The organism is Arthrobacter sp. Bi26 (assembly GCF_918697925.1).
Lineage (GTDB): Bacteria > Actinomycetota > Actinomycetes > Actinomycetales > Micrococcaceae > Arthrobacter.
Map to the genome: position 1 here is coordinate 1 of NZ_CAKKMF010000019.1, position 26,397 is coordinate 26,397.

Here is a 26,397-nt window from a genome sequence, read left to right on the forward strand (position 1 = left end):
GATCAACGGCGTCGCCTGGGCCCAGGTCATTATCGGCAACACGGTGTTCGTCGGCGGCAATTTCACCGAGGCACGGCCCGCCGGCGCCGCTGCCGGCACCGGCACCGTCCCGCGGAACAACATCCTGGCCTACAACCTCACCACCGGTGAGCTGCTGAGCACGTTTGCGCCCAGCTTCAACGGCGAGGTGACGGCACTGGCAGCGTCCCCGGACGGGTCGCGGCTGTACGTCGGCGGCGCGTTTACCGCGTACAACGGCTCCACAGTGTGGCGGGCCGTCGCCCTGAACCCCGCTACCGGTGCCCTCATTACTAGCTTCCTGCCCCGCATGTCCGCGTCGGTCCGCTCGATCGTGGCAACGTCCACCACGGTGTACCTTGGCGGCCTGTTCAACGCCGTCGGCTCCGTGACCCGCGGCAATCTCGCCGCCGTGAGCGCCTCCAACGCCGCGCTCCTGCCCTGGAACCCGGTTGCCGCCGGCGGCCGGGTCAACGCACTCGCGCTCTCCCCGGACGGCGCCAGCATGGTGGTGGGCGGGGCCTTCACCTCCCTCAACGGCTCCAGCAACCCCGGCTACGGCGTGGCCAAGGTGGACACGGCCCTCGGCGCCGTCCAGCCCTTCCAGATCAACAACATCGCCCGCAACGGCGGCTCGACCGGCGCCATCACCACCCTCGCCACCGACGGCGTCAACGTCTACGGCGCCGGCTACACCTTTGGCCGCAGCAGCACGCTGGAAGGAATGTTCTCCGTCAAGTGGTCCGATGGCTCCACCACCTGGCTCGAGGACTGCCACGGCGACACGTATTCGATCCAGCCCCTGGGCGACGCGGTCTACCTGGCCGGGCACGCCCACTTCTGCGGCAACATCGGAGCCTTCCCGCAGGCCGAACCCTGGCAGTTCAACCGCGGCATCGCCTTCAGCAAGAAGGCCACCGGCACGGTGACCGCCGAAAGCCACGGGTACACCAACTTCGCCGGGAACCCGGCACCGTCGCTCCTGAACTGGTTCCCGATCCTGAACGCCGGCACCTTCACGGGGCAGGACCAGGGCGCCTGGTCGGTTACCGGCAACGCCGACTACATCGTGATGGCCGGCGAATTCACCACCATCAACAACCAGCCCCAGCAGGGACTGACCCGGTTCCCGCGCACCGGCCTCGCGCCGAACCTGCGCGGGCCGCGGCTGAGCGGCGTGAACTTCAACCCGACACTGTCCAGCCCGGCCGCCGGCACCGTGCGGGTCCGGTGGCAGGCCAACTGGGACCAGGACAACGAGAACCTCACCTATGAGGTGCGCCGCAACGGCGCCGTCATCTCCACCGTCAACCAGGCCTCCACCTTCTGGAACCGGCCCGGCATGACGTTCCTGGACTCAGGCCTGACCGCCGGCCAGAGTTACGGCTACCGCATCTTCGCCCGGGACCCCTTCGGCAACGAGGCCCGCAGCGAGACCGTCACCATCACGGTCCCCGGCTCCACCACGGCACCGGGGAGCTACGCCCAGCAGGTGCTGGCCGACAAGCCTGGCAACTACTGGCGCCTCGGCGAAACCGGCGGGGCCACCGGCGTGGACCTCGCCGGCAAGGACGATCTGATGGTCCGGCCCGGTGTCAGTTTCGGCGCCGCGGGTGCGATGACCGGGGACGCAGACAACGCCGCCGCCTTCAACGGCACCACCGACTCCGTGGCCAGCAGCCCGACGCTTTCGATGCGCCCCCAGGTCTTCAGTACCGAGGCCTGGTTCCGGACCGGCACCAACGTGGGCGGCGAGATCATCGGCTACGGCAATTCACAGACCGGACTTTCGGCCGACTTCGACCGCAACGTCTACATGGACAACGCCGGCCGGCTCTCCTTCGGTGTCCGTCCAACCGGCACCAGCGGGACCGCCTCCCGGATCACCGTCAGCACAACCAAGACGTTCAACGACAACCAGTGGCACCATGTCGTGGCGACCCTCGGCCCCAACGGGATGCAGCTGTTCCTCGACGGCGCCCTCGCGGCCGGGCGGACCGACACCACGTCCGCGTGGCCGATCGACGGTTTCTGGCGCATCGGCGGCGACAACCTGAGCGGCTGGCCCAACCGTCCGACCAGCCGCTACCTGAACGGCCAGATCGACGACGTCGCCATCTACCCGGCCGTGCTGCCGCTGTCGCGGGTGCAGGCGCACTTCGTGGCCTCGGGCCGCACGGTCAACGCCCCTCCCGCACCGCCCGTGGCCGGTTTCACCTCTGCGGCCAGTGGACTCACGGCATCGGTGGACGGGACCACGTCCGCGGACGCCAACGGACCCATCGCCACCTACGCCTGGGACTTCGGCGACGGCGGCACCGGCACCGGCGTGACTGCGCAGCACACGTATGCGGCAGGCGGCACCTACACGGTCAGGCTGACGGTGACGGACAACACCGGAAACACCGCGAGCGTCGGGCATCCCGTGACCGTGGTGGCCCCGCCGGCGAACGTGGCCCCGACCGCCGCGTTCACCTCGACCGCCGCCGACCTTGCCGCTTCCTTCAACGGCTCGGAATCAGCGGATTCGGACGGGACCATCACCGGCTATGCCTGGGACTTCGGTGACGCAAGCACCGGAACCGGGGCGACGGCGTCGCACACCTACGCCAGTGCCGGCAGCTACGCCGTCACCCTGACGGTGACCGACGACGACGGCGCCACGGGCACGCTCAGCCGCACGGTCACCGTCACGGCCCCGGCGGCCAACACCGTCGTCGCCGCGGACGCCTTCGGGCGGACGGTCACCGGAGGCTTCGGCACGGCGGACACCGGGGGAGCCTGGACGCTCTCAGGAGGCAACACCAACTTCGGAGTGAACAACGGCTCCGGTGCTGTGAGCCTCGGGGCCGCCGGAGCCAGCCGGAGCGCGTTCCTGAACTCGGTGTCCACCGCCGCCTTCGATGGAACCGTCACGGTCTCCGCCGACAAGATCGCCGACGGCGGCGGGATGTTCGCCTCCCTGCTCGGCAGGCGGGCGAACAACAACGACTACCGGGCCAAGATCAAGGTCGGGAGCAACGGTGCCGTCTCCCTGTACCTCACCCGGGTCATCAACAACGCCGAGACGACCATTGCCGGGCCCCTCGCGATTGCCGGCCTGACCATGGCACCGAACGATCCCGTGATCATCCGGCTCAGCCTGACCGGCACGGCACCGACGGCGCTCAGCGCGAAGGTCTGGCGGGCATCGGCAGCCGAACCGGCAGCGTGGCAGCTGAACGGCAGCGACTCGACGGCCGGGCTCCAGGTGGCCGGCGGCGCAGGACTCGTCGGTTACCTCTCGGGATCGTCCACCAACTTCCCGGTGGTGTTGCGTTTTGACACCCTCTCCGTGAAGATCCCGTAGGCCTAGGGCATTGGGGGAGGCCATGACGATGCCGGAGTCACTGCAGGGACCCGCGCCAGGAAAGGCGCGGGGCCGCGGCCCGGCCCCGCGACGGTTGCTGGAAAAGGTCGTGGCAGCCGTGGCGGCTTCGGCGCTCGCGCTGTCGCTGGGGCTGGCGGCAGTGGCCCCGGCGGGGGCGGACAGCGTCCCGCCGGGGCCGGCCGATCCCGCCAACCCGGCCACGGTGACGGCGGATGCACTGCCGACAGCCCAGATCGACGGCGTCGTCTGGCAGCAGGTGGTGGTCGGCAACACCGTCTACGCGGCGGGGAGCTTCGGCAGCGCCCGGCCGGCGGGCTCACCGGCCGGGACCAACACCGTGGTCCGCCGCAATATCCTGGCCTACAACCTCAGCACCGGCGAACTGCTTCCCTTTGCCCCCGTGCTGAACGCCCAGGCTTTCAGCATCGCCGCATCGCCAGACGGTTCGCGGATCTACGTCGGCGGTGATTTCACCACTGTCAACGGTGCGAACGTCTGGCGGGTCGCCGCCCTGGATCCCGGAACGGGGGCGCTCATTCCCTCCTTCCTGCCCAAGGTCGCCGCAAGCGTCCGGGCGATCGTGCCGACCGCCGGCACCGTCTACCTTGGCGGTCTGTTCACCGCGGTGGGATCAGCCGCGCGCAGCCGGCTGGCGGCCGTCCAGGCCACCAACGGCGGCCTCACAGCCTGGGCGCCCTCGGCGGAAGGCGGCCGGGTCAACGCCCTGGCCCTGTCCCCTGACGGCACCCGCATGGTGGTCGGTGGCGCCTTCACCACCCTCAACGGCTCCGCCAATCCCGGCTACGGGCTCGCCGCCGTGGACACCCTCAACGGCGGGCTCCTGCCCTGGGCCGTCAACGGGCGGGTGCGGGACGCGGGAGTCAACTCCGCCATCACGAGCCTGAGCGGCGACGCCGACAACGTCTACGCGACCGGCTACGTCTTTGGCACGGGCGGCAACCTCGAAGGGACGGTCGCCGCCGGCTGGAACGGCGGCCAGATCACCTGGATGGAAGACTGCCACGGCGACACCTACGCCGTCTATCCGGCCGGCGACGTCATCTACAAGGTGGGCCACGCCCACTACTGCGGCAACGTCGGCGGCTATCCGCAGACCGAACCCTGGAGCTTCCAACGCGGCATCGCGTTCAGCAAGGCCGCCACAGGCACCATCATCCGGGACCCGCTCGGCTACCCCAACTGGGCCGGACAGCCCTCACCCTCGCTGCTCAACTGGTTCCCGGCCCTCGACACCGGCACCTATACCGGACAGAACCAAGGCGCCTGGGCCGTCACCGGCAACGCACAATACGTGGTCCTGGGCGGGGAATTCACCACCGTCAACGGAGTACGCCAGCAGGGCCTCGTCCGGTTCACCGTCCGGGACAAAGCACCGAACGCGCGCGGCCCGGTCCTCAGCGGGGCCCGCAGCAACCCAACCCTGAGCTCGCCCGCAGCCGGGACGGTGCGGGTGCGCTGGCAGGCCAACCATGACCCGGACAATGTCCGGCTCACCTACCGCGTGATCCGGGACGGCATCACCGCCGCCCCTGTCTACACCGTCACGCAGGACAGCACGTTCTGGAAGCGGCCCGGCATGAGCTACGTCGATTCCGGGCTGGTGCCGGGCCAGACTTACAGATACCGGATCTTCGCCACGGACGCGCTCGGTAACGAGTCCCGGTCCGACACCGTCTCGATCACGGCCGCGGCCTCGACGCCAGCCAGCGGCTACGCCGACGCCGTCCAGGCTGACCGCCCCGGGAACTTCTGGCGCTTCAATGACACCTCCGGACCCACCCTGGTGGATTCCGCCGGCGCCGAGGACCTCGCAGCCGCTGCCGGAACCGGGCTGCGGGGCGACGGCGCCGTCGTCGGCGAAACCGCCGGCGCCGGAACCTTTGACGGCACCGTCAACGGAGTCGCCGCGGACAACGCGTTCCAGCGCGCGCCGGACGTTTTCACCGCGGAAGCGTGGGTCCGCACGAGCAGCACAACGGGCGGGAAAATCATCGGATTCGGCAACGTTGCCAGCGGCACGTCACGGGTCACTGACCGCAATGTCTACATGGACGACGCCGGCCGGATCTACTTTGGCCTCTGGAACGGGGCAGTCCGGAGCATCAACAGCGGCACGGGGTTCAACGACGGCCAGTGGCACCAGATCACCGCCACCCTCAGCGGCGGCGGCATGTTCCTCTACATCGACGGCGCCCGGGCAGCCTTCCGCACCGACGTCACCTCGGGCCGGGTCTTTGACGGGTACTGGCGGATCGGATCGGACCTGGTGGGCACCTGGCCCAGCCAGCCGAGCAGCGGCAGCCTCAAAGGCGACATCGACGAAGTCGCGCTCTATCCCGCCGCCCTCGGCCTCCAGCAGGTCCAAAACCACTACCGCGCCTCCGGCCGCACGCTCACCGTCCCGGCCACGCCGCCCACGGCAGCCTTCACCTCCTCGATCACCTACCTGAGCCTCAGCGCCGACGCCTCCGGCTCCTCGGACCCGAACGGACCCATCGCTTCCTACACCTGGGCGTACGGCGACGGAAGCACCGGCACGGGCGTCACCACCCAGCACGCCTACGCGGCTGCCGGGTCCTACACCGTCCGACTCACCGTGACCGACGGCGACGGCAACTCCACGAGCACCACCCGGACCATCACGGCCACGGCCCCGCCGGGGAACCAACCGCCCGCGGCGGCGTTCACGTCCACCACCAGCCAGCTGACTGTGAGCGTGGATGCGTCGACGTCCGCGGACCCCGACGGCACCATCGGCTCCTACGCCTGGGACTTCGGCGACTCGGCCACAGGAACGGGGAAAACCACATCCCACAGCTACGCAAGCGGCGGAACCTACCCGGTCACCCTGACGGTCACGGACAACGACGGGGCGTCCAGCACAAACACCGTGCAGGTCTCGGTGCAGCCAAACCAGCCCCCGGCCGCGCAGTTCACGGCCAAGGTCACCAACCGCACCGCAGCCTTCGACGCCGCCGGGACATTAGATCCGGACGGCACGATCGCCTCCTACGACTGGGACTTCGGCGACGCCTCCACTGGATCCGGCGTCGCCCCATCGCACACCTACGCCGCGGCCGGCAGCTACGTCGTCGTCCTGACAGTGCTGGACAACGACGGGGCCACCGGCACCGCCACGACGACGGTCACGGTCACAGACCCGCCGCCCAACTCGGCCATCGCCGCCGACGCCTTCGGGCGGACCGCGGCCCCGGGCTGGGGCACGGCGGATACCGGAGGGGCCTGGACAGCCGCCGGCACGGCGGGCAACTACGCCGTGGCGTCGGGGGTTGGCTCCATGACGCTGGGCACGGCCGGAGCCCAGCGCCTGGCCTACCTGTCCGGAGTCTCGGTCCCGGCCGCGGACGTCCGGGTCAAGACCTCGACGGACAAGGTCGCCAACGGCGGCGGCATGTTCCTCGGCATCATCGGGCGGAAGGCGGGGGCAGACGAGTACCGGGCCAAGCTCAAGATCTCCTCCACCGGGAGTACGAGCCTGTACCTGACCAAGCTCGTGGGCGGCACGGAAACCACGCTGCAGTCCGTCACGGTGCCCGGCCTGACCGTGGCCGCAGGAGACCAGCTCCGGCTGCGGATGACCGTGACCGGTGCGGCACCCGCCGCCCTCCAGGCGAAGGTCTGGCGCGATGGCGCCACCGAACCGGCATCCTGGCTCGTCACAGCCGGCGACGCCTCGGCTACGCTCCAGGGCGCCGGGTCGGTCGGGCTGATGTCCTTCCTGTGGAGCACCGCGGGCAACGCGCCGGTGCAGGCGAGGTTTGACGAATTCGATGTGCGGCCTACCTGAGGGCGGGCCGTTGAAGACTTGACCGCGGGACGGGCCGGGCTGAGGAGGGGTACCCGTCTTCCAGATGAAGGGATCATTCCATGACGTGGCGAACAGAAGCCGGAACCGGAAGCACTGCGGAGCCCGCAACCACTGCGCGGGCCCGCTCCTCCACAAGCCAGGGCACCCGCCGCGCCGCTGCCGTGGCGGGTGCCCTGGCCGCTGCGCTGGCCCTGTTCATAGCCGCGGCGCTCGTGTGGGCACCCGACGGCGTCACCGATTCCGCTCCCCTTGACCCAAACGACCCCAAGACCCCGGTGACCGTCACGGCAGACAGCCTCCCCACCGCCCAGCACGACGGCGTGGCGTGGCAAACGGCCGTGATCGGCAACACCGTCTATGTGGTCGGCAAGTTCGGCAACGCCCGGCCCTTCGGCGCCGCCCCCGGGACGCAGTTGACCGCCCGGGCCAACATCCTGGCTTTCGACATCACCACAGGGCGGCTCATTACCGGCTTCGCGCCCGTCCTCAATGCCCAGGCGCTCGCCGTCGCGCCATCGCCGGACGGATCCCGGCTGTACATCGGCGGGGATTTCACGTCCGTCAACGGCGTGCAGCGCCTGCGGGTCGCCGCGCTGGACCCCGCGACCGGAGCGCTGATCGGTTCGTTTGCGCCGAGGATGAACGCCTCCGTCCGGGCCATCGCGACATCGGGCGGGACCGTGTGGATGGGAGGCACCTTCACGGGCGTCGGAACCACGTCCCGCTCCCGGCTCGCGGCCGTCAGCGCCGCGGACGGAGCGCTGTTGCCGTGGGCGCCGGTTGCCGCGAGCGGCCGGGTCAACGCCCTGGCCCTTTCTCCCGAGGGCGCACGGGTGGTGGTCGGCGGCGCGTTCACCACGCTGAACAACTCGTCCCGCCCGGGCTACGGGCTCGGCATGGTGGACGCGCTCAGCGGCGCCAACCTGCCCCTGCAGGCCAACGACGTGGTCCGCGACGCGGGAACCGACTCGGCGGTTTTGTCGCTGTCCACGGACGGCACGAGCTTCTACGGCACCGGCTACATTTTCGGCACGGGCGGCAACCTGGAGGGCGCCTTCGCGGCCAACTGGTCCGACGGCCGGATCAAATGGGTAGAGGACTGCCATGGCGATTCCTACGGTGCCTTCGCCACTGACACCGCGGTCTATGTCGCCGGGCACCCGCACTACTGCGGCAACCTGGGTGGATTCCCCGAGGTCACCCCGCGCGTCTGGCACCGGGCGGTCGCCTTCGGCAAGGCCGCCACGGGGACCCTCGTGCGGGATCCCCTCGGCTACCCCTCCTTCACCGGGCAGCCTGCGCCGGCGCTGTTGAACTGGTTCCCGGACATGGACAACGGAACTGCCAGCGGCCAAAGCCAGGGCCCCTGGGCCGTGACCGGCAACAACACCTATGTGGTGATGGTGGGGGAGTTCCGCAACGTCAACCAGCAGCCGCAACAGGGCCTGGCCCGGTTTGCGCGCAGGGATGCGGCGCCCAACCTGCAGGGCCCGCGCGTCACCGGGGCCGCGTTCGTGCCCACCTTGTCCAGCCCCGCCGCCGGGCGGGTCCGGGTGCAGTGGCAGGCCAATTGGGACCGCGACAATTCGTTCCTGGCCTACAGTGTCCTGCGCGACGGAAACCCCGTCCCGGTGCATACCGTCTCCGCGCAGTCCACGTTCTGGCAACGCCCGGCCCTGGAGTTCAACGACGCCGGACTGGCCGCCGGTGCGCACAGCTACAGGATCGCCGCCCGGGATCCGCTGGGAAACACCGTCACGGGAGACAGTCGCAGCATCACCATCGCAGGCTCCTCCGGCACCGCGCCGACGGCTGCCTTCACGGCCGGCACCACGGGGCTGACGGTGAACGTCGACGCCGCCGCGTCCTCGGATCCCGGCGGCACCATCGCGGGCTACTCGTGGGCCTTCGGCGACGGCGGCACCGGCACCGGCGTCACGGCGTCGCACAGCTACGCGTCCGGCGGTACCTACACCGTGACACTGACCGTGACGGACAACAGCGGCGCCACCGGTACGGTCAGCCACGACGTCACCGTCAGTTCCGGCGGGGTCCTGGCGCAGGACGCCTTTGGCCGGACGCTGGCGTCCGGCTGGGGAACGGCGGACACCGGCGGAGCGTGGTCGCTGAACGGCTCGGCGTCGTTCTTCTCGGTCGGCGGAGGGCAAGGAACCATGAACCTGGCCGCAGGCCGGGGCCCGTCAGCATTCCTGCCGTCGGTCTCCACTGCCGCCAGCAACTCGCTCGTGACGGTATCGCTGGACAAGATCGGCAACGGAGGGGGCTCCTACCTCGGAGTGATCGGACGGCGCGTGGGAACCGCCGAGTACCGCGGCAAGGTCAAGGTGGCGGCCAACGGAGCCACCACGCTCCAGCTGACCCGCCTCGCCGGCGGTGCGGAGACCGTCCTCGGGCAGTTCACGCCGGGAATCACGCTCGCGGCCGGCCAGCAGCTGCAGCTGAGGGTGGAAGTCTCGGGAGCCTCGCCCACCACGCTCCGGGCGAAGACCTGGCGGACGGGAGCGGCGGAGCCTGGACCGTGGAGCGTCACGGCCACCGACTCTACCGCCGGCCTGCAGGGCGGGGGAGGCGTGGGCCTCCTGTCTTACCTGTCTAGCTCCGCGACCAACGCGCCGGTGCTGGCACGGTTCGACAACCTCGATGTGCGGCCCATCTGACGGGGCGAATGGAAGGTAAGACCAGAAAGGCCGGGAACGGGCAGCCGCAACCGGGCAAGTCACTCAAGTAACTCAAGGATTGGCGATGCTGAGCGAAGGAGGATTCTGATGTCCTGGAAGCCTGGGGGCGCGCCCGCGCTTCATGCCCACGGAGAACCGCCCCGGAGCGGTCCCCGTTTCCGTCGATGGCGGCGCGGATGGCCGGCTGCGGTCCGGGTCTGGAGGGCGGGTGCCAGTGCTGCGCTGGCCACAGCCCTGGCCTTTACGGCCGCCCCGGGCGCAACCGCGGACTCCGCGCCCGCCGACCCGAGCCTGCCCTCGAGCCCTGTGACGGTGACGGCGGATTCGCTGCCGACGGTCCAGGTGGACGGGGTGGTGTGGCAGCAGACCGTCATCGCGGACACGGTGTACGCCGTGGGTAAGTTCAGTACTGCCCGCCCCGCCGGCGCCCCGGCCGGCACGCAGACGACGGCCCGGAAAAACATCCTGGCGTTCAGCCTGACCACGGGAAAGCTCATCACCAGCTTTACGGCGTCCCTCAATGCCCAGGCCCTGGCCGTGACGGCGTCCCCGGACCACAAACGGCTCTATGTGGGCGGCGACTTCACCCAGGTCAACGGCCACGCCGTGCGGAAGGTTGCGGCCCTCGACCCGGCGACCGGGGCCCTCATTCCCGGCTGGGCCCCGCCTATGTCGGGCTCCGTCCGCGCGATCGTGGCCACGCCGGCCACGGTCTACCTAGGCGGCTCGTTCACCGCGGTCGGATCCGCCGTGAGATCGAGGCTGGCGGCGGTCCGCGCTTCCGACGGCGGCCTGCTGGCGTGGAAGCCTGCGGCCGGCGGGGGACGGGTTAATGCCTTGGTCCTGGCTCCCGACCGCAGCAGGGTGGTTGTCGGCGGGGCCTTCACCACGCTCAACGGCAGCAGCGAGCCGGGCTTTGGCCTGGGCGCCGTGGACCCGGTCGGCGGTAAGAACCTGCCAACGCCGGCCAACGAAGTGGTGCGCAACGCCGGCACCTACGCGGCCATCACGTCACTCTCGAGCGACGGGACCAGCTGGTACGGGACGGCGTTCATCCTCATTGACAGCGGCGGCACCGGGAACCTCGAGGGATCCTTCGCCGCGAACTGGTCCAACCTCGCCATCAAGTGGATCGATGACTGCCGGGGCGACTCTTACAGCACCTTTGCCAGCAGCACCGCGGTGTACAAGGCGGGGCACTCCCATGACTGCGGGAAGATCGACGGTTTCCCAGAAACCGACCCCCGGTCCTGGCACCGGGCGCTCGCCTACAGCAAGGCGGCGACGGGGACCCTGACCCGGCCCAGTTCACGTCTTCCGAGCTTCACCGGCCAGCCCATGCCGACGCTGCTCGTGTGGTTCCCGGATATGGACACCGGGACGGCCACGGGCCAGAACCAGGGGCCGTGGACCGTTGCCGGAAATGATCAGTACGTGGTGATGGGCGGCGAATTCCTAAACGTCAACCTGCGCGGGCAGCAGGGGCTTGCACGCTTTGCCGTAACCAGCATCGCCCCGAACAAGGAGGGGCCGAGGTCCTCGGCCGCGTCCACAAACCCCGTGCTGGCATCGCCCTCATCCGGCACGATCAGCATCAGCTGGCAGGCCAACTGGGACCGTGACAACTCCAGGCTGAACTACAAGCTGTACCGGGACGGGAAGATCATCAGCACCCGCTGGGTCTCGTCCAGGTTCTGGTACCGTCCCACGATGCAGCACGTCGACTCCGTGCCGTCCGGAACCACCCATGAATACAAGATTGTGGCCAACGATTCGTTCGGCAACGCCAAGACGTCCGCCACCGTGAGCCTGAAAGCCAGATGACACACAAAACGGGCCGGATCTTATCCGGATCCGGCCCGTCAGGACCCGCTCATGGATCCTAGTAGTTGTAGCGGATGCCGCCGGTCTTGCCTTCCACCAGCAGGGCCTGGGTGTCGGCCCAGCGGTTGCTGGTGGTCAGGCCGGCCACGGTACTGGCGGCGCGGTTGATAACCCGGACGGGGTACTTCGAGCCGTTGCCGAAATCGAACTGGTTGCGGCCGAGCTTGTTGTTCGAGACCGTGACCGTGATGTTCGAGTACTTGCCGTTGTCGATATTGATGGACGATTGGCCGTCATCCACCCAGTTCTTGTCGACCACTACGTTGGCGAGCTTGGCAACGTTCTGCTGCAGCATGATGCCTATGCCCGCGTGGGTGCCGCGCGGGTTCGGCGCGCTGCCGGTGCCCGGCGTGGAGTTGGCCACGATGTTGTTGCCGACGATGCGGATGTTCTGGCCGCCCTGGACCTGGATGCCGTCATTGTGCGTGCCGTCGCTGTGGGCAGGGTCGTAGGACCAGTAGGTCAGCCCGTGGATGTAGTTGGCTTCGGCCGTGACGTTGGCAGTCACCGGGCCGCCCGGGCGGTTGAAAATGCCCAGGCCATCGTTGGAGCGCTGGATGTGGTTCCGCCGCGCGGTGTAGTCGTGGCCGACGATGCCGTCGCGGTAGTAGGACGGCCTGTCCGGGACGATCGTGCTGTCCTGGACCACCAGGTTGACCACGGCGGCGTTGTTGGCGTCGACGACGCCGGTGTTGGACCTCGGGATCGCCTTGCCGCCGTGCAGCCGGCTGTTCTTGATGACCACGTTCTTGGCCCGGACCTTGATGTCGCCATAGATGTCCAGCCCGTCCAGGACCGTGCCGTCCCTGGTGATGACGAGGTCCGCACCCGAGGTGTTGTACGGCTTCAGGGCCGTTCCGGCCGGAACACCGGTGGTGGACGCGCTCGGCTTGTAGGACCCAACCGTCAGCGCTGCGGGCGCCATTGCGGGCGCAGCCTGGACGGCCGGTGCCGCGGACAGGGCGAGGGCAGTGATTGTCACTGCCGCAGCGCCCGCGGCATACGTTGCGCGGACGTTCTTGCGCTGGACTTTCTTCGTGCCAATGGCCATAGTGTCAAACCTCTTTTGTCTTACTCTCCGGGCACGGGGAATCGCAAGGACATAGCGGAACTGGCGGGAGGCCCGCGCGGGGCCTGTCTGCCGGCGGCGTGGAGACCGCGCCGGTATGTTGCTTGGTGCATGGTCAGCGCAAGTTGTGTTCTTGAGGCCCAGGTGACTGAGACCTGGGCGAGGCGTGGGCGGACCCGTGGCCCTTGCGACTGACTTCCCGGGAGGCGTTCCCCGACCCCGGCTTCTGTGCAGACACGCTAGTCGAGGTGCCCGGCAGGTTGCAAATTGGTAACGACGGGGCGTGTCGAATATCAGCTTGATCGCGCCCGGGCGTGTCGCTTGTATTAGCTGCAAAATTCCCCTCGTATCCAACCTGCCGCGGCGACGCCTCAGAGACGGTGAACTGCAGCAAAACTATTCTCGGCGGTACTCGCTGTAAACATAGCCAAAGGCGCCGGATGCCATACCCAGGCCCCGGGCGGCGGCCCGCATTCCCTGCGCCTGTTGCCGCACTGAGCCGCTGATGAGTCCCGCTGCCAGGCGCGCCGACCCGCCGACGAACCGGACTGATCCGGATCCCAGGGAAGCGCCCCTGGCCCCCAGCCGGGCCGCCATGCCTGCGGCGAGTTCCAGGTCGACACGCGCCGCGGAGTTCCCGCTGCGAAGGGCGCGGCGCAAGACCCACCTGCGGGTGAGCCGCGAGGCCGGAACCCGGTCCACCACCACGGCCTCATCGCACCACAGCATGGATCCGCCGCGCTGGACGAGTTGCCGGGTGAACAGCGTGTCCGATCCTCCGCTGAGACCGAAGCGTTCATCAAACGCGAGCCGCAAGGCGCGGACCTGCCGCAGGTCCAGGAGCAGGTTATTCGTCGCCGCCACGTCCAGCCGGGTCCCGGTGGGGAGCCTGCGGCGGTGGAAGAACCTGCCGGCCTCGATCCAGGGCTCCGGCGCGTGTTCGTATTCGCTGATGACCGGACCCACGACGGCGGCGGCGCCGCTGGAGCGCTGCAGGCCCACCAGCTGCGCCAGCCACTGCTCCGAGGGCACTTCGTCGTCGTCGATGAAGACGAGCAGCGCGCTTGATGCCGCCTCGTGCAGGGCGCGGTTCCGCGCCGCCGCGATGCCGGGCTTCGGCTCGTGGACGTACCGGACCAGCCCCGGCCGGAGAGTGCCGGCGAGCCGTTCCACGGTGGGGCGGGCGCTCGCCTCGGGGTCGTTGTCGATCACGAGCACGGTGGCCTGCGGATTTTCGGGCCCGTCTGGGCCTCCCTGTCCCGGTGAGACCAGGACTGTACCGGCCTGGGCCGCCAGCCGCGGCAGCGCCAGGGCGATGTCATCGGGCCGGCGGTAGGTCAGCACCGCAACGACGAGGCCGTCCGCCGGGATTCTGACGGCGAGTTCGTCGCCCGAGGGGCGAACGCTGGGGTGTGTGATGTCAGTCATTCTGACCTCTTGTCGTTGTAGGGGCTTGCCGCGGGGCAGGCCGTCCAATGAATGCCCGCGCCTGTTCGAGATAGCCCGAGAGCATGCGCCGGTGGAAAACCCGCAGCGCGGCGAGGGTGAGGGCTGCAAAGAGCCCCAGCCCGCCGAACAGGTGCCACGGGCCGTGTGCGGTGGCCAGGGACAGCGCCCCGTATCCGGCCGCACCCCAGGCTGCGGCGTGGACAGCGGGGAAGATTGCCGCCAGCTGGGACATCGTCGTCACACCTGTCAGCCGGGACTGGATGCGCAGGAGCACGGGCGTGAGGATAAAGCCGGCAGCGCAGTATCCGACGGCGACGCCGAAGACGCCGAACTGGAGTCCGATCACGATACCGCCAACCTGCACAACGGCGGCCAGGATCTCGTACCTCACGATCAACCCGCTCTGCCCCAGACCCTTCATCAGGGAGGGCGTGACGTAGAAAACGGTTTCGCGTGCGCCCCCGATGGCGAGCACACTTACCAGCCCGGCCGCGGGCAGCCACTCGGGGCCCAGAACCAGGCCCACGAGCTCGGGGGCGGCGCATGCCACAAAGACCATCAGCGGAACAGCGGAGATCGCCAGCAGCCTCGTCGCGGAGACAAGGATTGCGGCCACTGTCTCCGGGCTGCCGGCCGCGCGGGAAAACGCGGGAAACATGACCCGGTTGACGGTCTGGCCAATCAACTGGACCGGGATGACGAGGATACGGTAGGCCATCCCGTAAAGGGAGAGTGCGGCGACGCCGAGCACCCGGCCCACGAGGATGTTGTCCAGGTTCCGGGAGAAGTAGGCCAGACAGTCGGTGGCAAAGACGCTGAAGCTGAATCGGAACAGCGGCGCGATGGTCCGGAAGGCAAAATTGGGGACGGGACCCCGGCTCGCTGCCAGCAACAACGCGCTGCAGACGACGTCAGTGGCGACCACCTGGTAGACCATGGACCACGGTCCGGCGCCGGCAAGCGCAGCGCCGATCCCGGCCGCGCTGCCCGCGGCTGCCGCCGCAATGTCCGCTGCGCCGACCCTGTGGAGGGCCAGGTTCCGGGACAGCATGGCCCGCGGTGTGATGGCCAGGGCTTTGACTGGGATCGCCAGAGCCAGCAGCCTAAGGATCGGCTCAAGCTCAGCCACGCCGAAGAACTGCGCAATCCAGGGAGCGGCGCACCAGGTCACCACCGCGAGTAGGGCCGCCACCAGGATGTTTAGCATGGCTGTGGCACCTGCCAGGCGGCGGGTCACGTCCGGCCGCTGGACGAGCGCCGCGGAGAGGCCCTGGTCCAACAGCAGCGCCACCAGGTTGATGTACACGGTGGCCGCCGCGATGACTCCATAGCTCTGCGGCCCCAGGAGGCGGGCCAGAACCACGGCGCAGAGCATTTGGAATCCCTGCCGGGCCAGCACTGCCCCGAAGCTCCACCGGACGCCTCGCGCCGTTTTGGCTGGTGCGGCCGGTACGGAGGCCGCACGGGGGGCAGGGCTGCCGTTCACAAAAGCCTGCCCGCAGCCTGCGCCAGATGCCCGGTCATGAGGGTCCCGTAGCGTTCCGGACTGTGCCTGCGGCCGGCTTCGGCGGCGTCGAGCCTTGCACTGGACTGGTAGTGGTGCCATTGGCCGGCGACGCGGGCGAGCGCCTCGGCGAGCTCGCCCGCGTCGCCGGGTTCGACGAACTGCGCCGAACGGTAACCGGCCGCGGCCTCCCGCAGGCCCGAGGTGTTGCTGACGATGACAGGGCGGGAGGCCAGGACCGCCTCGACGGCCGTGTTGCCGAACGGCTCGTCGAGGCGGGAAGGCACCACCACGACGTCGGACTCGGCAAGGAACGGCCAGACCACATTCTGGAAACCATGGAACGTGACGTGGTCTTCGGCACCATGGGCCTGGACCTGGCTGCGGAGGCCGGTCTCGTAGTCCTCGTAGCCGGGGAAGACCGCCCCCACCACGGACAGGCTGGCCGGCACGCCGTCGCTGCGGAGCCGCAGCAGCGCGTCGATGGCCACATCCACGCCCTTGCGGTGGGACAGCCGTCCGACGTACAGGATCCGGAGCCCGCCTTGGAGGTCCGGCCGTGGCGGTACCGGCGCGTCCGGCCCGGGGACGCCGTTGTAGAGCACTCTCGGGCGGCCATGGAGCGCCGGCAGCGCGGAGGCCAGTGTGTCGGAGCTGAACTGGCTGTTCGTCAGGATCCCGCTTGAGAGCAGCAGCGGCAGGGCCAGGGCCGCGCGGAGAGCCCGGGGGGCGTTGGCCTCCGCCTCATGGACGTGGGTGACCACCGGGACCCCCGTCAGCCGTCCCGCGGCCGTCCACAGTGGGACAGTGATGGTGTTTGCCAGAATGACGTCCGGGCGCGCGCCCCGGATCACACCTATGCTGCGGAGCAGCCCGTATACAGACGCGGCCGCGAGTTTCGCCAGTCCAGGTGCCGTCAGCAGGCTCTTGCGCAGCACCGGCGTCGGCGACAGAATGACCGCGGCGCCCCGGCGCTTGAGTTCTGCCACGAGCGGCCCCGGCGACGGCAAGGCCACCAGGACGCGCGCGCCGCTGCGGTGCAACCCGTCAATGGTTTCCAGCAGCACCCGGTCGGAGCCGTAGAGGTCCGCGCTGGGGTGCGCCACTAGTACCGAGAATTGCTCCCCGTTAGTCTTCATCGTGCCCCCTCGATCCGGTACCGCGGCGGAAGGCAACCCTGAACAAAGGACCGGGGCCGCTGCTGACGCAGGAACACCGGTCCGGCCACCGGGGCCTGGCCCCGGGGCCCGTTGCTGGGACCCCGCCACTGAGACCTGTTGCTGAGACCTGCCGTCAGGACCTGAGTCCAAGTCCTGTTTCCAAGGACTTGACGCCCAAACTGTTGCTGGACCTGACGGTCCGTCCTGATTAGGGAAAGACTACGGCCGGTGCCGGAATTTGGCTAGGATTCAGGCCCTAAGCCAGGTCGGTCCGCCGGCATAGCAACCTTCGTTGCGCCACCGGGAGGCCTGAGCGCCGGGACCGGCCGCAAAGACACAGAACCAAAAAGCTTCCGCACGGCGCGGTCGCAGTCAATAATGGGGCGTCAAGGGACCATGAAGGACCGTGCCGCTGCAGGCACGGCGTGGTGGCCGCATGGGGGGTTCGCTTGGAACTGTCTGAGTACGGACGCGCAATTGCGCGGAGCTGGCTGATAGTGCTCGTGTGCCTGCTGGCGGGCGTCGGAGTCGCCTGGGGCGTGACATCGACGGCAACGCCGGTGTATCAAAGCGCCGTCAAGTTCTACGTCGTGTCGCCGCCGGCAACGGGACAGTCGTCCCTGCAGTCCCTCGAACTGTCGCGGGGACGCATCGCCTCCTACGCGAGCCTGGTCAAGAGCGACAAGTTTGTGGAAAAGCTCGTCAGCAGCAGTTCCACCGGCCTGTCGGCAGCGGACATCGCGCAGAGCGTCAGCGCCTCGGCGGACCAGGACACCATGATGTTGACGGTCGTCGTGAGCATGCCGGACCAGGCCAAAGCTCTCGGGATCGCCCGCGAGATCGTCTCCGGCCTCAACACGGCCCTGGCTGACGTTGAAGCCGGCCGGACCCAGAGCGGCGGCGGGCAGACCGTCCTGAACGTGGTGGCGGGACCCACGGACGACACGGATCCGGTGTCCCCCCGACTTTCGTTGAACCTTGGTCTGGGCGCGCTGCTTGGCCTCGGCGCCGGCATCGCCATCGCGGTCGCCCGCCGGATGGCGGACCACACGCTCCGGACCCCCGAAGATGTCGAAGCCGCGTCCGGGCTGCCGCTGCTGGCCCGCGTCCCGGTCAGCGCAGACGCACGCAAGTTCTCCGGCATCCTGGATCGCCGCGCGGCCTCGCTGCTCGATGAGGCGGCACGCCGGCTCCGCACCAACGTGGACCATCTGCCCGCACTGCCGGCCTCCGGCGTCGTGCTCATTTCCTCGGCGCGGGCAGGGGAGGGCAAGACCACCGTGGCACTCATGCTGGCCCGGGCCTGGGCCGACGCGGGGGAGAAAGTCCTGCTGGTGGAAACGGACCTCCGGCGCCCGAGGCTGGCGTCGGAACTCAAATTTGGCAACACAATGGGCCTGACCGACGTCCTCGCCGGCCGGGCCGGACTGAACGGTGTCATCCAAAAAACGGCGAGCGACCGGCTGCACATTGTGGCTGCCGGCTCTGTTCCCGAGAACCCCACAGAACTTCTGGCAAGCCGGGCCATGACGGCCGCGCTCGGCGAGATGCGGGGCAGCTACAGCCGCGTCATCCTCGACGCGCCAGCCATGCAGCCGTTCAGCGACGCGGCCTTGCTGGCCGTGCAAGCGGACTTCACAGTGCTGGTGGTCCGGTACCGGAGCGTGACGCGCGAACTGCTGGGCGCGTCCTTGCGGAACCTGGATCTGGTCAAGGTCACAGTGGCGGGCGCTGTGCTGAACGCCCTTCCGCTCCGACTGTCCGAAGGGCGCAAGCAGCCCCGGGCATGGCTCCGCAGGCCGATCCGACGAGCCAAGGTGACGCCCCCGGCGGTGCCCGCGGAACCGGCACCGGTCAAGCACTCTGCCGGCCGGAGGTGAGGGTGGACGGCGTCGCTGTTCCGGGCCGGATCGTGACGTCCGGCCGGGTGGCCTAAATGCAGCTGGCGGCCTGGATCGGAGTGTCCCTCGCGGCGGCTTTCCTCTGCCGCAAACACGCCAGGGTGCCACTGGCTGCGGTGCTGGGGCTGTGGCTGCTGGTGCCGGCGATCGGGGCCGCGACGCTCACCGGAGTGTCCTCCGGCCCCGTGTCCGTCCATCCCGCGACCTGGCTGGTGCTTTGCATCTTCCTGGTCCGGCTCTTTCACGATCCGGCCAGCGTCAGGATTGTCCTGGGCCGTCACTTCCTGCTGTTCCTGGTCCTTGGCCTGGTCATCGTGGCGGCGTACCTGGCCACATCGACGTCCGGCAATGGCGGTGGAATGGTGCTGCTGGTGGACCAGATTGTGGTGCCGGTGCTGTTCTTCCTGCTGCTGCTCGCCGAAGCCGTTCGCGGCGGCGGACTCGTGGTGCTGCTGCGCACCGTGCTCCTGGGCCTCGTTGCCCTCGCGTGTGCCGTGGCTGTCGCGCAGTGGCTGAGCGGCAATGTCCTGTTCTATGAGGCAGGATTCGAGACCCAGTACTGGTTCGCCAGGAACTCCGGGCGCTGGATGGGGACGTTGGACCAGCCGCTCGCCCTGTCCCTCGTTGTCAGTGTTGCGGCGCCACTGGTGGCAGGCCTGTCACGTCAGTGGCTGCAGGCCGGGCTGCTGGGACTCATGGCCGTGGCGGTGCTGATTTCGCAGTCCCGCGTGGGACTCGTGGCCCTGGCCGTGGCAACCGTGGTGGTGGTGCTTTTTGTCCGGCGGCCTGTCTGGGTCAAGACGGCCATGCTCCTGGTGATGACGGGAGTGGGCGCCGCCATCATGCAATCCCCGCTGGTGGCCGGCGTGGCGGCGCGGGTTGCCAACGACACCGGGTCCAGTGAGGCGCGCAGCATCGCCCTCGAGTACTTCCTCAGCCGCTGGAACGACTACGCCGTGGCCGGCCAGGGGATCGGCTCCAGCTACCGGGTGGCGGTCCAGGCCGGGCTGCAAACGAGCTTCGAGAATCCGATCCTGATGTACGGCATCGACTTCGGCCTCCTGTTCGCCGTGCTCTACTTCGGTGCCATGGCAGTCTTGGTGCTCCGCGGCATGAGGACCGGCTACCCTGGCCTGGCGCTGGCCGGGATCATGGCGCTGGTCATTCCACAGACATACAGCTCCCTGGCCACGCGTTCCGCCGGCGGCATCGTCGTCTGGACGGTGCTGGCCATGGTGGTCATCGCAACCGACGAGGCCCGCCGTGCGGCGTCGCCGCCTGTCCCCGCCACAGCCCCCGCGCGCGCCCGGGCCGGAACCACTGGTCAAGCCCCGGCCGAAACCCCGGCCCAAGCCTCCGTGAAGAATTCGGCCCTCACCCCCGCGAATCTGCCGGGCGCAGGATCGCCGTGATCGCGCGGCGGCAGTTCCTGGGCCTCGCCGCAGCAGGGGCGGTGCTGGGCGTGGCAGGCTGCTCTTCGTGCCCCGGAAACTCCGCGGCGCCGGGGGCCACGGCCCGGCCGCGGCCCCCGATCGTCCCGGCGGCATCCGCGGCCAAGGAATTCGTCACGGCGGGTGCGGTCGCGGCGCCGGGGGACAAAGGGCCTTTCACGGTCGCGGACCTGCTCGAGGCGCCGTCGTTCTTCGTCGCGCACCGGGGCTCCGGGGACAACTGGCCAGAGCACACGATGCGCGCCTACAAGGGGGCGGCGGCAGCGGGGCTGAAGGCGATCGAGGTGTCCGTTTCCGCCACCGAAGACGGCGTGCTGGTCTGCCACCACGATCTGAACACGCAGCGGCTGACCGGCATTGACCTGACCATCGCCCGGGCGCCCTACGCCGCGCTGGAGCCGCTGCGCAATGACGCCCGGGCCTGGCTCGGCCCGGCCACGCCGCTGGAGCCCATCCCGCTCCTCACCGACGTCCTGGACGCGTTCGCCGCCAGCCACGTGATCTTCCTTGAGGACAAGCCCGGGACCAACGCCGACGAAATCCTGGCCCTGCTGGAGAACTATCCCGGGGCCCGGGAGCATGTGGTGTGGAAGCAGCCGGCCGCGTCGCGGGGGCATGAGCTCGCGGCGGCCAGGGGTTACACCACCTTCGGCTACCTCACGGCGCGGGAGCAGGACAAGGTGGCCGGGCTCATCCCGCGGGCGGACCTGCTCGGCATCCACCACAACGCGCCGGAGGCGATGATCCGCCAGATGGTCGCCTCCGGCAAGCCGGTGCTCGCTTGGGAGCTGCACCGTCGCAGCGAGCACGCCCGCCTGCAGGACCTGGGTGTGCGGGGCTTCATTTGCTCCAACATCCGCTATGTCCTGCACCAGGAGGAACCGCTCCGGGAAGACGGCTTCTCCGCCGGCCGCCGGGGAACCGGCGATCTGCCGTGGGCTGCCGACGCCGTTTGGGATGGGCAGCCGGCGTTTGCCGACGGGGCCCTCAGCATCTCCAGCCCGGACAAGTCCGGCTACGTCCTGGGCTCCCTGGCGGGGGCGGTTGATTCCCCGGACTGGGAAATCGAGTTCGAGCTGCGCTGGCCGTCCGGACTCCCTGGGGCAGGCCCGGGCGCGGGGGTGGCCTTTGGCCAGGACTCCGACGCGCCCTACCGTCCGGGGTCCGCCCTGAAAGTTCCCGGCTATGTCCTGGACGTCGCCGGGGACGGCACGCTGGCGCTCTACCGGCACGACGCCGGCACCGCGGCCCCGGTCCGGCTCGCGGAGTCCGGCAGCCCGGCGCCCCGGCCCGGGGAGTGGATGAAGTTCGTGGTGACGCTGGGGCCGTGGCACATCAGCGTCCGCCGGGACGGGGGCGGCACCTCCGGCGCTAACGTCTCCGCCGAAGACACCCGCTACGGCGGGGCATGGCTGACCCTGCGGAAGAGTTACGACGCCGGACCTCCCGTCGAGTTCCGCGGTGTGCGGGTCCGCGCGGTGGCCGCGCAGGAGGGCTGCGGGAACGTGGGATAATTAGGTTTAATCTGTGTGACGTATTTCGTGCCGCCGGCTGCCCGGCCGGCAGGGGTACGCCGCAGCGAACGCCGATCCAGGAGTCTCCGCCATGGTTGCCACCCCAGCCCACCTCCGCCGCTCTGCCGCTGTGCTCGGAAACGAGGAGGTTCTGAGGATCCGCAACGACTTCCCGATCCTGCAGCAGCACGTCAATGGCCGGCCCCTCGTCTACCTGGACTCCGGGGCCACCTCGCAGAACCCGCTCAGCGTGCTCGAGGCGGAGCAGGAATTCTACGAGCAGCGGAACTCCGCGGTCCATCGCGGGGCCCACCACCTCGCCGTCGAGGCCACCGAGGCCTTCGAAAACGCCCGGGAAACAGTGGCGGACTTTGTCGGCGCGGAGTGGGATGAACTCATCTGGACCTCCAACGCCACGGAGGGCCTGAACCTGCTCACGTACTCCTTCCTCAACGCGTCCCTGCCCGGCGCCGGACCCGAAGCGGCCCGGTTCGCCCTGGCCCCGGGCGACGAAATCGTGGTCACGGAGATGGAACACCACGCCAACCTGATCCCCTGGCAGGAGCTGGCGGCCCGGACCGGCGCTGTCGTGAAGTTCATCCCGATCGACGATGCCGGCGCCCTGGACCTGGCGGCCGCCGCCGGCCTCGTCGGCCCCCGCACCCGCGTCCTGGCGTTCACCCACGCGTCCAACGTCCTGGGCACCATCAACCCGGTGGCCGCCCTGGTTGCCCTGGCCCGGTCCGCGGGGGCCCTCGTGGTGCTCGATGCCTGCCAGTCCGCGCCGCACCTGCCCCTGGATGTCAAGGCCCTCGACGTCGACTTCGCGGTGTTCTCCGGCCACAAGATGCTCGCCCCCACCGGTATCGGCGCCCTCTATGGCCGCTCGGAGCTGCTGAACGCGATGCCGCCGTTCCTGACCGGCGGCTCCATGATCACCACCGTCACGATGGAACGGGCGGGTTTCCTGCCGAGCCCGCAACGCTTCGAGGCCGGCACCCAGCGCATTTCGCAGGCGGTGGCGCTCGCCGCGGCGGTAAACTACCTCAGCGAAATCGGGATGGACCGCATCCACGCCTGGGAAGCCGAACTCGGCCAGCGCCTGGTGCAGGGCCTGGGATCCATCCCCGGAATCCGGGTGTTGGGTCCCGCGGCGGGGCAGGAACGGATTGGCCTGGCGGCGTTCGACGTCGCGGGCGTCCACGCACACGACGTCGGCCAGTTCCTGGACAGCCGGGGCATCGCCGTGCGGGTCGGTCACCACTGCGCCCAGCCACTGCACCGCAGGCTGGGACTGACGGCGACGACGCGCGCCAGCACGTACCTCTACAACACCACGGACGATGTGGACGCGTTCCTGAACGCGGTCGCCGATGTCCGTGCCTACTTCCAAGCCTAGGACGGACATCCATGAGTCTTGACCAGCTCTACCAGCAGATCATCCTGGAACACGCCAAGGCCCGGCACGGCAGTGGCCTCGCCGCCGCGGACGCACCCAATGGCGCGAGCAGCGGCCAGTCCCACCAGCTGAACCCGACCTGCGGCGACGAAATCACGGTCCGGGTGTCCGTGGCCGGCGGGAAGGTCAGCGAGCTGCGCTGGGACGGCGACGGCTGCTCAATCTCGATGGCCTCGGCGTCCGTCCTGACGGACCTCGCCGAGGGCATGACGGTCGGGGAGCTCCGCACCGTCATTGACAGCTTCCGCGAAGTGCTGCGTTCGCGCGGCAAGGTGCCGGCCGATCCGGAGGTGCTGGGTGACGCCGCCGCGTTTGAGGGCGTGTCCCGTTATGCCGCCCGGGTCAAGTGCGCCATGCTCTCATGGGTCGCCGCGGAAGACGCCCTGGGCCAGGCGCTGGCAGCCTGAGCCCACCTCGTCACGGCCGGCCCAGGCCCTTGTAGATCCAACCGGCGGCCCGCCACTTCGCCGGATTCAGGACGTTGCGGCCGTCCAGGATGCGGGGCGCGGACACGAGCGCCTTGGCCGCGTGCGGATCAAGCTCCCGGTAGGCCTGCCACTCGGTCAGCAGCAGCACGGCGTCGGCCCTGTGCAGCGCCGTGTCCAGATCCGGCTCGAGCGGCAGCTCCGGGAAGCGCTTGGCGGCGTTGGCCAGCGCCTGGGGGTCCGTGACCGTCACCACGGCGCCCTGCAGCTGCAGCTGCGCGGCGGCGCTGAGCGCGGGAGAGTCCCGGACGTCGTCGCTCTCGGGCTTGAAAGCCGCCCCCAGCACGGCGATCCGCTGGCCCAGCAGGGACCCGCCACACAGTTCGCGCGTCAGTTCCACCACCCGGGTCCGGCGCCGCATGTTGATGGCATCCACTTCCCGCAGGAACGTCAGCGCCTGGTCCGCCCCCAGCTCACCGGCGCGGGCCATGAACGCCCGGATGTCCTTGGGCAGGCAGCCGCCGCCGAATCCGATGCCCGCGTTCAGGAACTTCCGTCCGATCCGCTCATCGAGCCCGATCGCATCAGCCAGCCGGGTGACGTCGGCCCCGGTGGCTTCGCAGACCTCGGCCATGGCGTTGATAAAGGATATTTTGGTCGCGAGGAACGAGTTGGCGGCCGCCTTGACCAGTTCCGCCGTGGCGTAGTCGAGCACGAGCCGGGGTGTCCCGCCGGCGAGCGGCGTCGCATAGACCTGGTCCAGGACGGCCACCGCGGGATGTTCTTCGTTGCCGTCCGGTGTCCCGTAGACGAACCGGTCGGGGTTCAGGGTGTCCGCCACCGCGTGGCCTTCGCGCAGGAATTCAGGATTCCACACCAGCGTGGCGCCGGGTTCCGTCTCCGCCAGCACGTCGGCCAGCCGAGCGGCGGTTCCCACGGGCACCGTGGATTTCCCGGCGACGACGTCGCCGGGGGAGAGCTGGGCCGCGAGGGACGCGACGGCGGCATCCACGTAACGCAGGTCCGCGCCGTTTTCGCCGCGCTTTTGTGGCGTTCCGACGCAGATGAAGTGGACCTCGGCGCCGCGGGCGGCCGCCATGTCGGTGGTGAACCGCAGCCGGCCCGAGTGGGCCAGCTCCGCGAGGAGGTCATCCAGCGCCGGTTCGTAGAACGGGGCCGTGCCAAGGGACAGCTGCGCCACCTTGTGCCCGTCCAGGTCGATGCCGACAACGTCGTGCCCCAGGCTGGCCATGGCTGCCGCATGGACCGCGCCGAGATAACCGCAACCGATAACCGAGATCCGCATAGCTGCCGTGTCCTCTCGCCGTGGATAGTTCACAGCGTACGTGCCGGGTCCGGGTTTCGTACACGGCCGTGGAATGCCATGAGCAACAGGGCCGCGAAGGCGCCGACCATGGCACCGAACGTGTTCGCGGCGACGTCGGCGACCGAGGGAAAGCGCGCCGGGAGGAAGACAAGCTGGGCGAGCTCAATGAGGACCGAGACGACGAAGCCGACGGCAACCCCGCCCCACCACAGCCGTGCGCCCAGGATCCGGGCCACCAGGGCGCCCAGGGGAAGGAACAGGAGCACGTTGGCGGCCAGTTCCACCACCCCGTAGTCGAAGGAGGCGGGGACGCCCCAGCGGTGCAGCTTCCGCAGCGCCCGCATCAGGAGATCGGACGATCCCTGGTCCACGGGAACGGGCCAGAGCGCAATAAGGCCAAGGGCAAGCACATAGGCGCCCAGTGCCCATATAGCCGCACGACGGGGTAGCAAACGGCGTCCCCTTTCAGCGGTCCACCTTTTTGCCGATTCTAGCCGCCAGCACGCCGCCAGAGCAGGAAATCCGGCACACCGGCGGTCGTATTACCGCCGGTGTGCCGGATGCTAGCCGATCAGCCCGGCAACGCCAATCGCCGCCGTCGCGGCCCCGAGCAGCATGGAGATGCTGACGAGGACCACGTGGACGGTCAGGAAGCGCGTGGCCTTGCCGTCGGCGTCACGGGCGCGCGGGTCCTTCATGACCCGGCGCAGGAACTGCGGCCAGACCACCAGGGACCAGACGCCGGCAATGACCAGGACGACGGCGAGGAACGCGGGCAACTCCACGGCGCTAGTGGCTCTCGAGCCAGGCCTGGGCCTGCTGGGACTGAATGTTCAGGGCCTTGCCGACCATCGGTTCGGCTGCATCGGCGATCTTGCCGCCAAGGAACGGCACTGAGGAGGTGACGTTGCCCTCAAGCTCGATCCGGGTGCTGCCGCCGTCGGAGACGAGGCGCTGGACAGCGTTCACGTCCAGCGGTGCGCCGGAGACCTTGAGGGAGATCTTGCTCTGCCGCGAGCCGTCGGCGGCGGGGGCCTCCCAGTCCTCCAGCTGGGTTACTTTCAGGCTTTCGCCGACAAATTTCCGCGCGATGTCAGGCATCCGCGTGGTGGGGATGGTCCGCACAGTGGTGGTGCTGAACGCGCCGGCGGGGTCTCCGTCAAGGGCGAAGGATTCCAGGGTGCCGCCGACGAGTTCGCTCGTGTGGCGCAGGAAGTCTTCATTGACGAAAACCGCGGTAACACGGTCAACGCTGTGCGGAACGGTAGTGGATGCACTCAGGGCCATAGGGGGGTCCTCCGTGATAGGGAAGTGGAC

The 26,397-nt window shown here is 69.3% G+C and carries 17 protein-coding genes; 9 read left to right on the forward strand and 8 right to left on the reverse strand.

From position 1 onward, the window contains the following. The 4 genes from LQV16_RS07045 to LQV16_RS07060 all read left to right on the forward strand — a co-directional run. Positions 1-3,367, forward strand: a 3,367-nt coding sequence (locus tag LQV16_RS07045; RefSeq protein ID WP_229993196.1) for a PKD domain-containing protein, incomplete at its 5' end; no start/stop codon positions are given. Between the two features lie 22 nt (positions 3,368-3,389). After that, a complete protein-coding gene (locus tag LQV16_RS07050; protein WP_229993197.1) occupies positions 3,390-7,217 on the forward strand; it encodes a PKD domain-containing protein in 3,828 nt (1,275 codons plus the stop codon). Between the two features lie 80 nt (positions 7,218-7,297). Next, entirely contained in the window at positions 7,298-9,916 is a 2,619-nt protein-coding gene (locus LQV16_RS07055) for a PKD domain-containing protein (RefSeq protein WP_229993198.1), read from the forward strand. 108 nt (positions 9,917-10,024) lie between these two features. Further along, a complete protein-coding gene (locus tag LQV16_RS07060) occupies positions 10,025-11,761 on the forward strand; it encodes a hypothetical protein (protein ID WP_229993199.1) in 1,737 nt (578 codons plus the stop codon). A 58-nt stretch (positions 11,762-11,819) separates the two neighbouring features. Here the strand turns inward: LQV16_RS07060 and LQV16_RS07065 are convergent, their stop codons facing one another. From LQV16_RS07065 to LQV16_RS07080, 4 genes are all read right to left on the reverse strand, one after another. Beyond that, positions 11,820-12,872 carry a hypothetical protein gene (locus LQV16_RS07065; protein ID WP_229993200.1) on the reverse strand — a complete coding sequence of 351 codons (1,053 nt, stop codon included), beginning with the start codon at positions 12,870-12,872 and terminating at the stop codon, positions 11,820-11,822. A 414-nt stretch (positions 12,873-13,286) separates the two neighbouring features. Beyond that, entirely contained in the window at positions 13,287-14,318 is a 1,032-nt protein-coding gene (locus LQV16_RS07070; protein ID WP_229993201.1) for a glycosyltransferase, read from the reverse strand. Continuing rightward, the gene (locus tag LQV16_RS07075) at positions 14,311-15,825 is read right to left on the reverse strand and encodes a lipopolysaccharide biosynthesis protein (RefSeq protein ID WP_290369344.1); all 1,515 of its coding nucleotides are present in this window, start codon (positions 15,823-15,825) and stop codon (positions 14,311-14,313) included. Before LQV16_RS07075 ends, LQV16_RS07070 begins: the two co-directional genes overlap by 8 nt. Beyond that, positions 15,822-16,982: a glycosyltransferase family 4 protein gene (locus tag LQV16_RS07080; RefSeq protein WP_229993203.1), complete on the reverse strand. Its 1,161-nt coding sequence runs from the start codon at positions 16,980-16,982 to the stop codon at positions 15,822-15,824. Before LQV16_RS07080 ends, LQV16_RS07075 begins: the two co-directional genes overlap by 4 nt. A 470-nt stretch (positions 16,983-17,452) precedes the next feature. Here LQV16_RS07080 and LQV16_RS07085 point away from each other — a divergent pair, with 470 nt between their 5' ends. The 5 genes from LQV16_RS07085 to sufU all read left to right on the forward strand — a co-directional run bounded on the left by LQV16_RS07085 (position 17,453) and on the right by sufU (position 23,735). Further along, positions 17,453-18,883 (forward strand): polysaccharide biosynthesis tyrosine autokinase, encoded by a 1,431-nt coding sequence (locus LQV16_RS07085; protein ID WP_229993204.1) that lies wholly within the window; start codon positions 17,453-17,455, stop codon positions 18,881-18,883. A gap of 56 nt (positions 18,884-18,939) precedes the next feature. Then, entirely contained in the window at positions 18,940-20,316 is a 1,377-nt protein-coding gene (locus tag LQV16_RS07090) for a hypothetical protein (protein WP_229993205.1), read from the forward strand. Next, positions 20,313-21,869 (forward strand): glycerophosphodiester phosphodiesterase, encoded by a 1,557-nt coding sequence (locus tag LQV16_RS07095; RefSeq protein WP_229993206.1) that lies wholly within the window; start codon positions 20,313-20,315, stop codon positions 21,867-21,869. The genes LQV16_RS07090 and LQV16_RS07095 overlap by 4 nt, the downstream gene beginning before the upstream one ends. A gap of 91 nt (positions 21,870-21,960) precedes the next feature. Next, positions 21,961-23,268: a SufS family cysteine desulfurase gene (locus LQV16_RS07100; protein ID WP_229993207.1), complete on the forward strand. Its 1,308-nt coding sequence runs from the start codon at positions 21,961-21,963 to the stop codon at positions 23,266-23,268. An 11-nt stretch (positions 23,269-23,279) separates the two neighbouring features. Beyond that, entirely contained in the window at positions 23,280-23,735 is a 456-nt protein-coding gene (sufU, locus tag LQV16_RS07105) for a Fe-S cluster assembly sulfur transfer protein SufU (RefSeq protein ID WP_229993208.1), read from the forward strand. Positions 23,736-23,745: 10 nt separating this feature from the next. On the opposite strand, the gene LQV16_RS07110 is transcribed toward sufU, so the two are convergent. The 4 genes from LQV16_RS07110 to LQV16_RS07125 all read right to left on the reverse strand — a co-directional run bounded on the left by LQV16_RS07110 (position 23,746) and on the right by LQV16_RS07125 (position 26,367). After that, the gene (locus LQV16_RS07110) at positions 23,746-25,059 is read right to left on the reverse strand and encodes a UDP-glucose/GDP-mannose dehydrogenase family protein (RefSeq protein ID WP_229993209.1); all 1,314 of its coding nucleotides are present in this window, start codon (positions 25,057-25,059) and stop codon (positions 23,746-23,748) included. Positions 25,060-25,088: 29 nt separating this feature from the next. Further along, positions 25,089-25,490, reverse strand: a complete 402-nt coding sequence (locus tag LQV16_RS07115) for a VanZ family protein (RefSeq protein ID WP_229993210.1) — start codon at positions 25,488-25,490, stop codon at positions 25,089-25,091. Positions 25,491-25,643: 153 nt separating this feature from the next. Continuing rightward, complete coding sequence (locus LQV16_RS07120; protein ID WP_229993211.1) at positions 25,644-25,865, reverse strand: SCO4848 family membrane protein; 222 nt, start codon at positions 25,863-25,865, stop codon at positions 25,644-25,646. A 4-nt stretch (positions 25,866-25,869) separates the two neighbouring features. Next, complete coding sequence (locus LQV16_RS07125; protein WP_229993212.1) at positions 25,870-26,367, reverse strand: DUF2505 domain-containing protein; 498 nt, start codon at positions 26,365-26,367, stop codon at positions 25,870-25,872. Positions 26,368-26,397 lie beyond the last annotated feature (30 nt).

What these genes read in the sequence shown, in the direction of transcription:
- LQV16_RS07050 (WP_229993197.1), top strand. Translation starts at nt 3,390, where the DNA reads ATGACGATGCCGGAGTCACTGCAGGGACCCGCGCCAGGAAAGGCGCGG.
- LQV16_RS07055 (WP_229993198.1), top strand. Translation starts at nt 7,298, where the DNA reads ATGACGTGGCGAACAGAAGCCGGAACCGGAAGCACTGCGGAGCCCGCA.
- LQV16_RS07060 (WP_229993199.1), top strand. Translation starts at nt 10,025, where the DNA reads ATGTCCTGGAAGCCTGGGGGCGCGCCCGCGCTTCATGCCCACGGAGAA.
- LQV16_RS07065 (WP_229993200.1), bottom strand. Translation starts at nt 12,872, where the DNA reads ATGGCCATTGGCACGAAGAAAGTCCAGCGCAAGAACGTCCGCGCAACG.
- LQV16_RS07070 (WP_229993201.1), bottom strand. Translation starts at nt 14,318, where the DNA reads ATGACTGACATCACACACCCCAGCGTTCGCCCCTCGGGCGACGAACTC.
- LQV16_RS07080 (WP_229993203.1), bottom strand. Translation starts at nt 16,982, where the DNA reads ATGAAGACTAACGGGGAGCAATTCTCGGTACTAGTGGCGCACCCCAGC.
- LQV16_RS07090 (WP_229993205.1), top strand. Translation starts at nt 18,940, where the DNA reads ATGCAGCTGGCGGCCTGGATCGGAGTGTCCCTCGCGGCGGCTTTCCTC.
- LQV16_RS07100 (WP_229993207.1), top strand. Translation starts at nt 21,961, where the DNA reads ATGGTTGCCACCCCAGCCCACCTCCGCCGCTCTGCCGCTGTGCTCGGA.
- sufU (WP_229993208.1), top strand. Translation starts at nt 23,280, where the DNA reads ATGAGTCTTGACCAGCTCTACCAGCAGATCATCCTGGAACACGCCAAG.
- LQV16_RS07110 (WP_229993209.1), bottom strand. Translation starts at nt 25,059, where the DNA reads ATGCGGATCTCGGTTATCGGTTGCGGTTATCTCGGCGCGGTCCATGCG.
- LQV16_RS07125 (WP_229993212.1), bottom strand. Translation starts at nt 26,367, where the DNA reads ATGGCCCTGAGTGCATCCACTACCGTTCCGCACAGCGTTGACCGTGTT.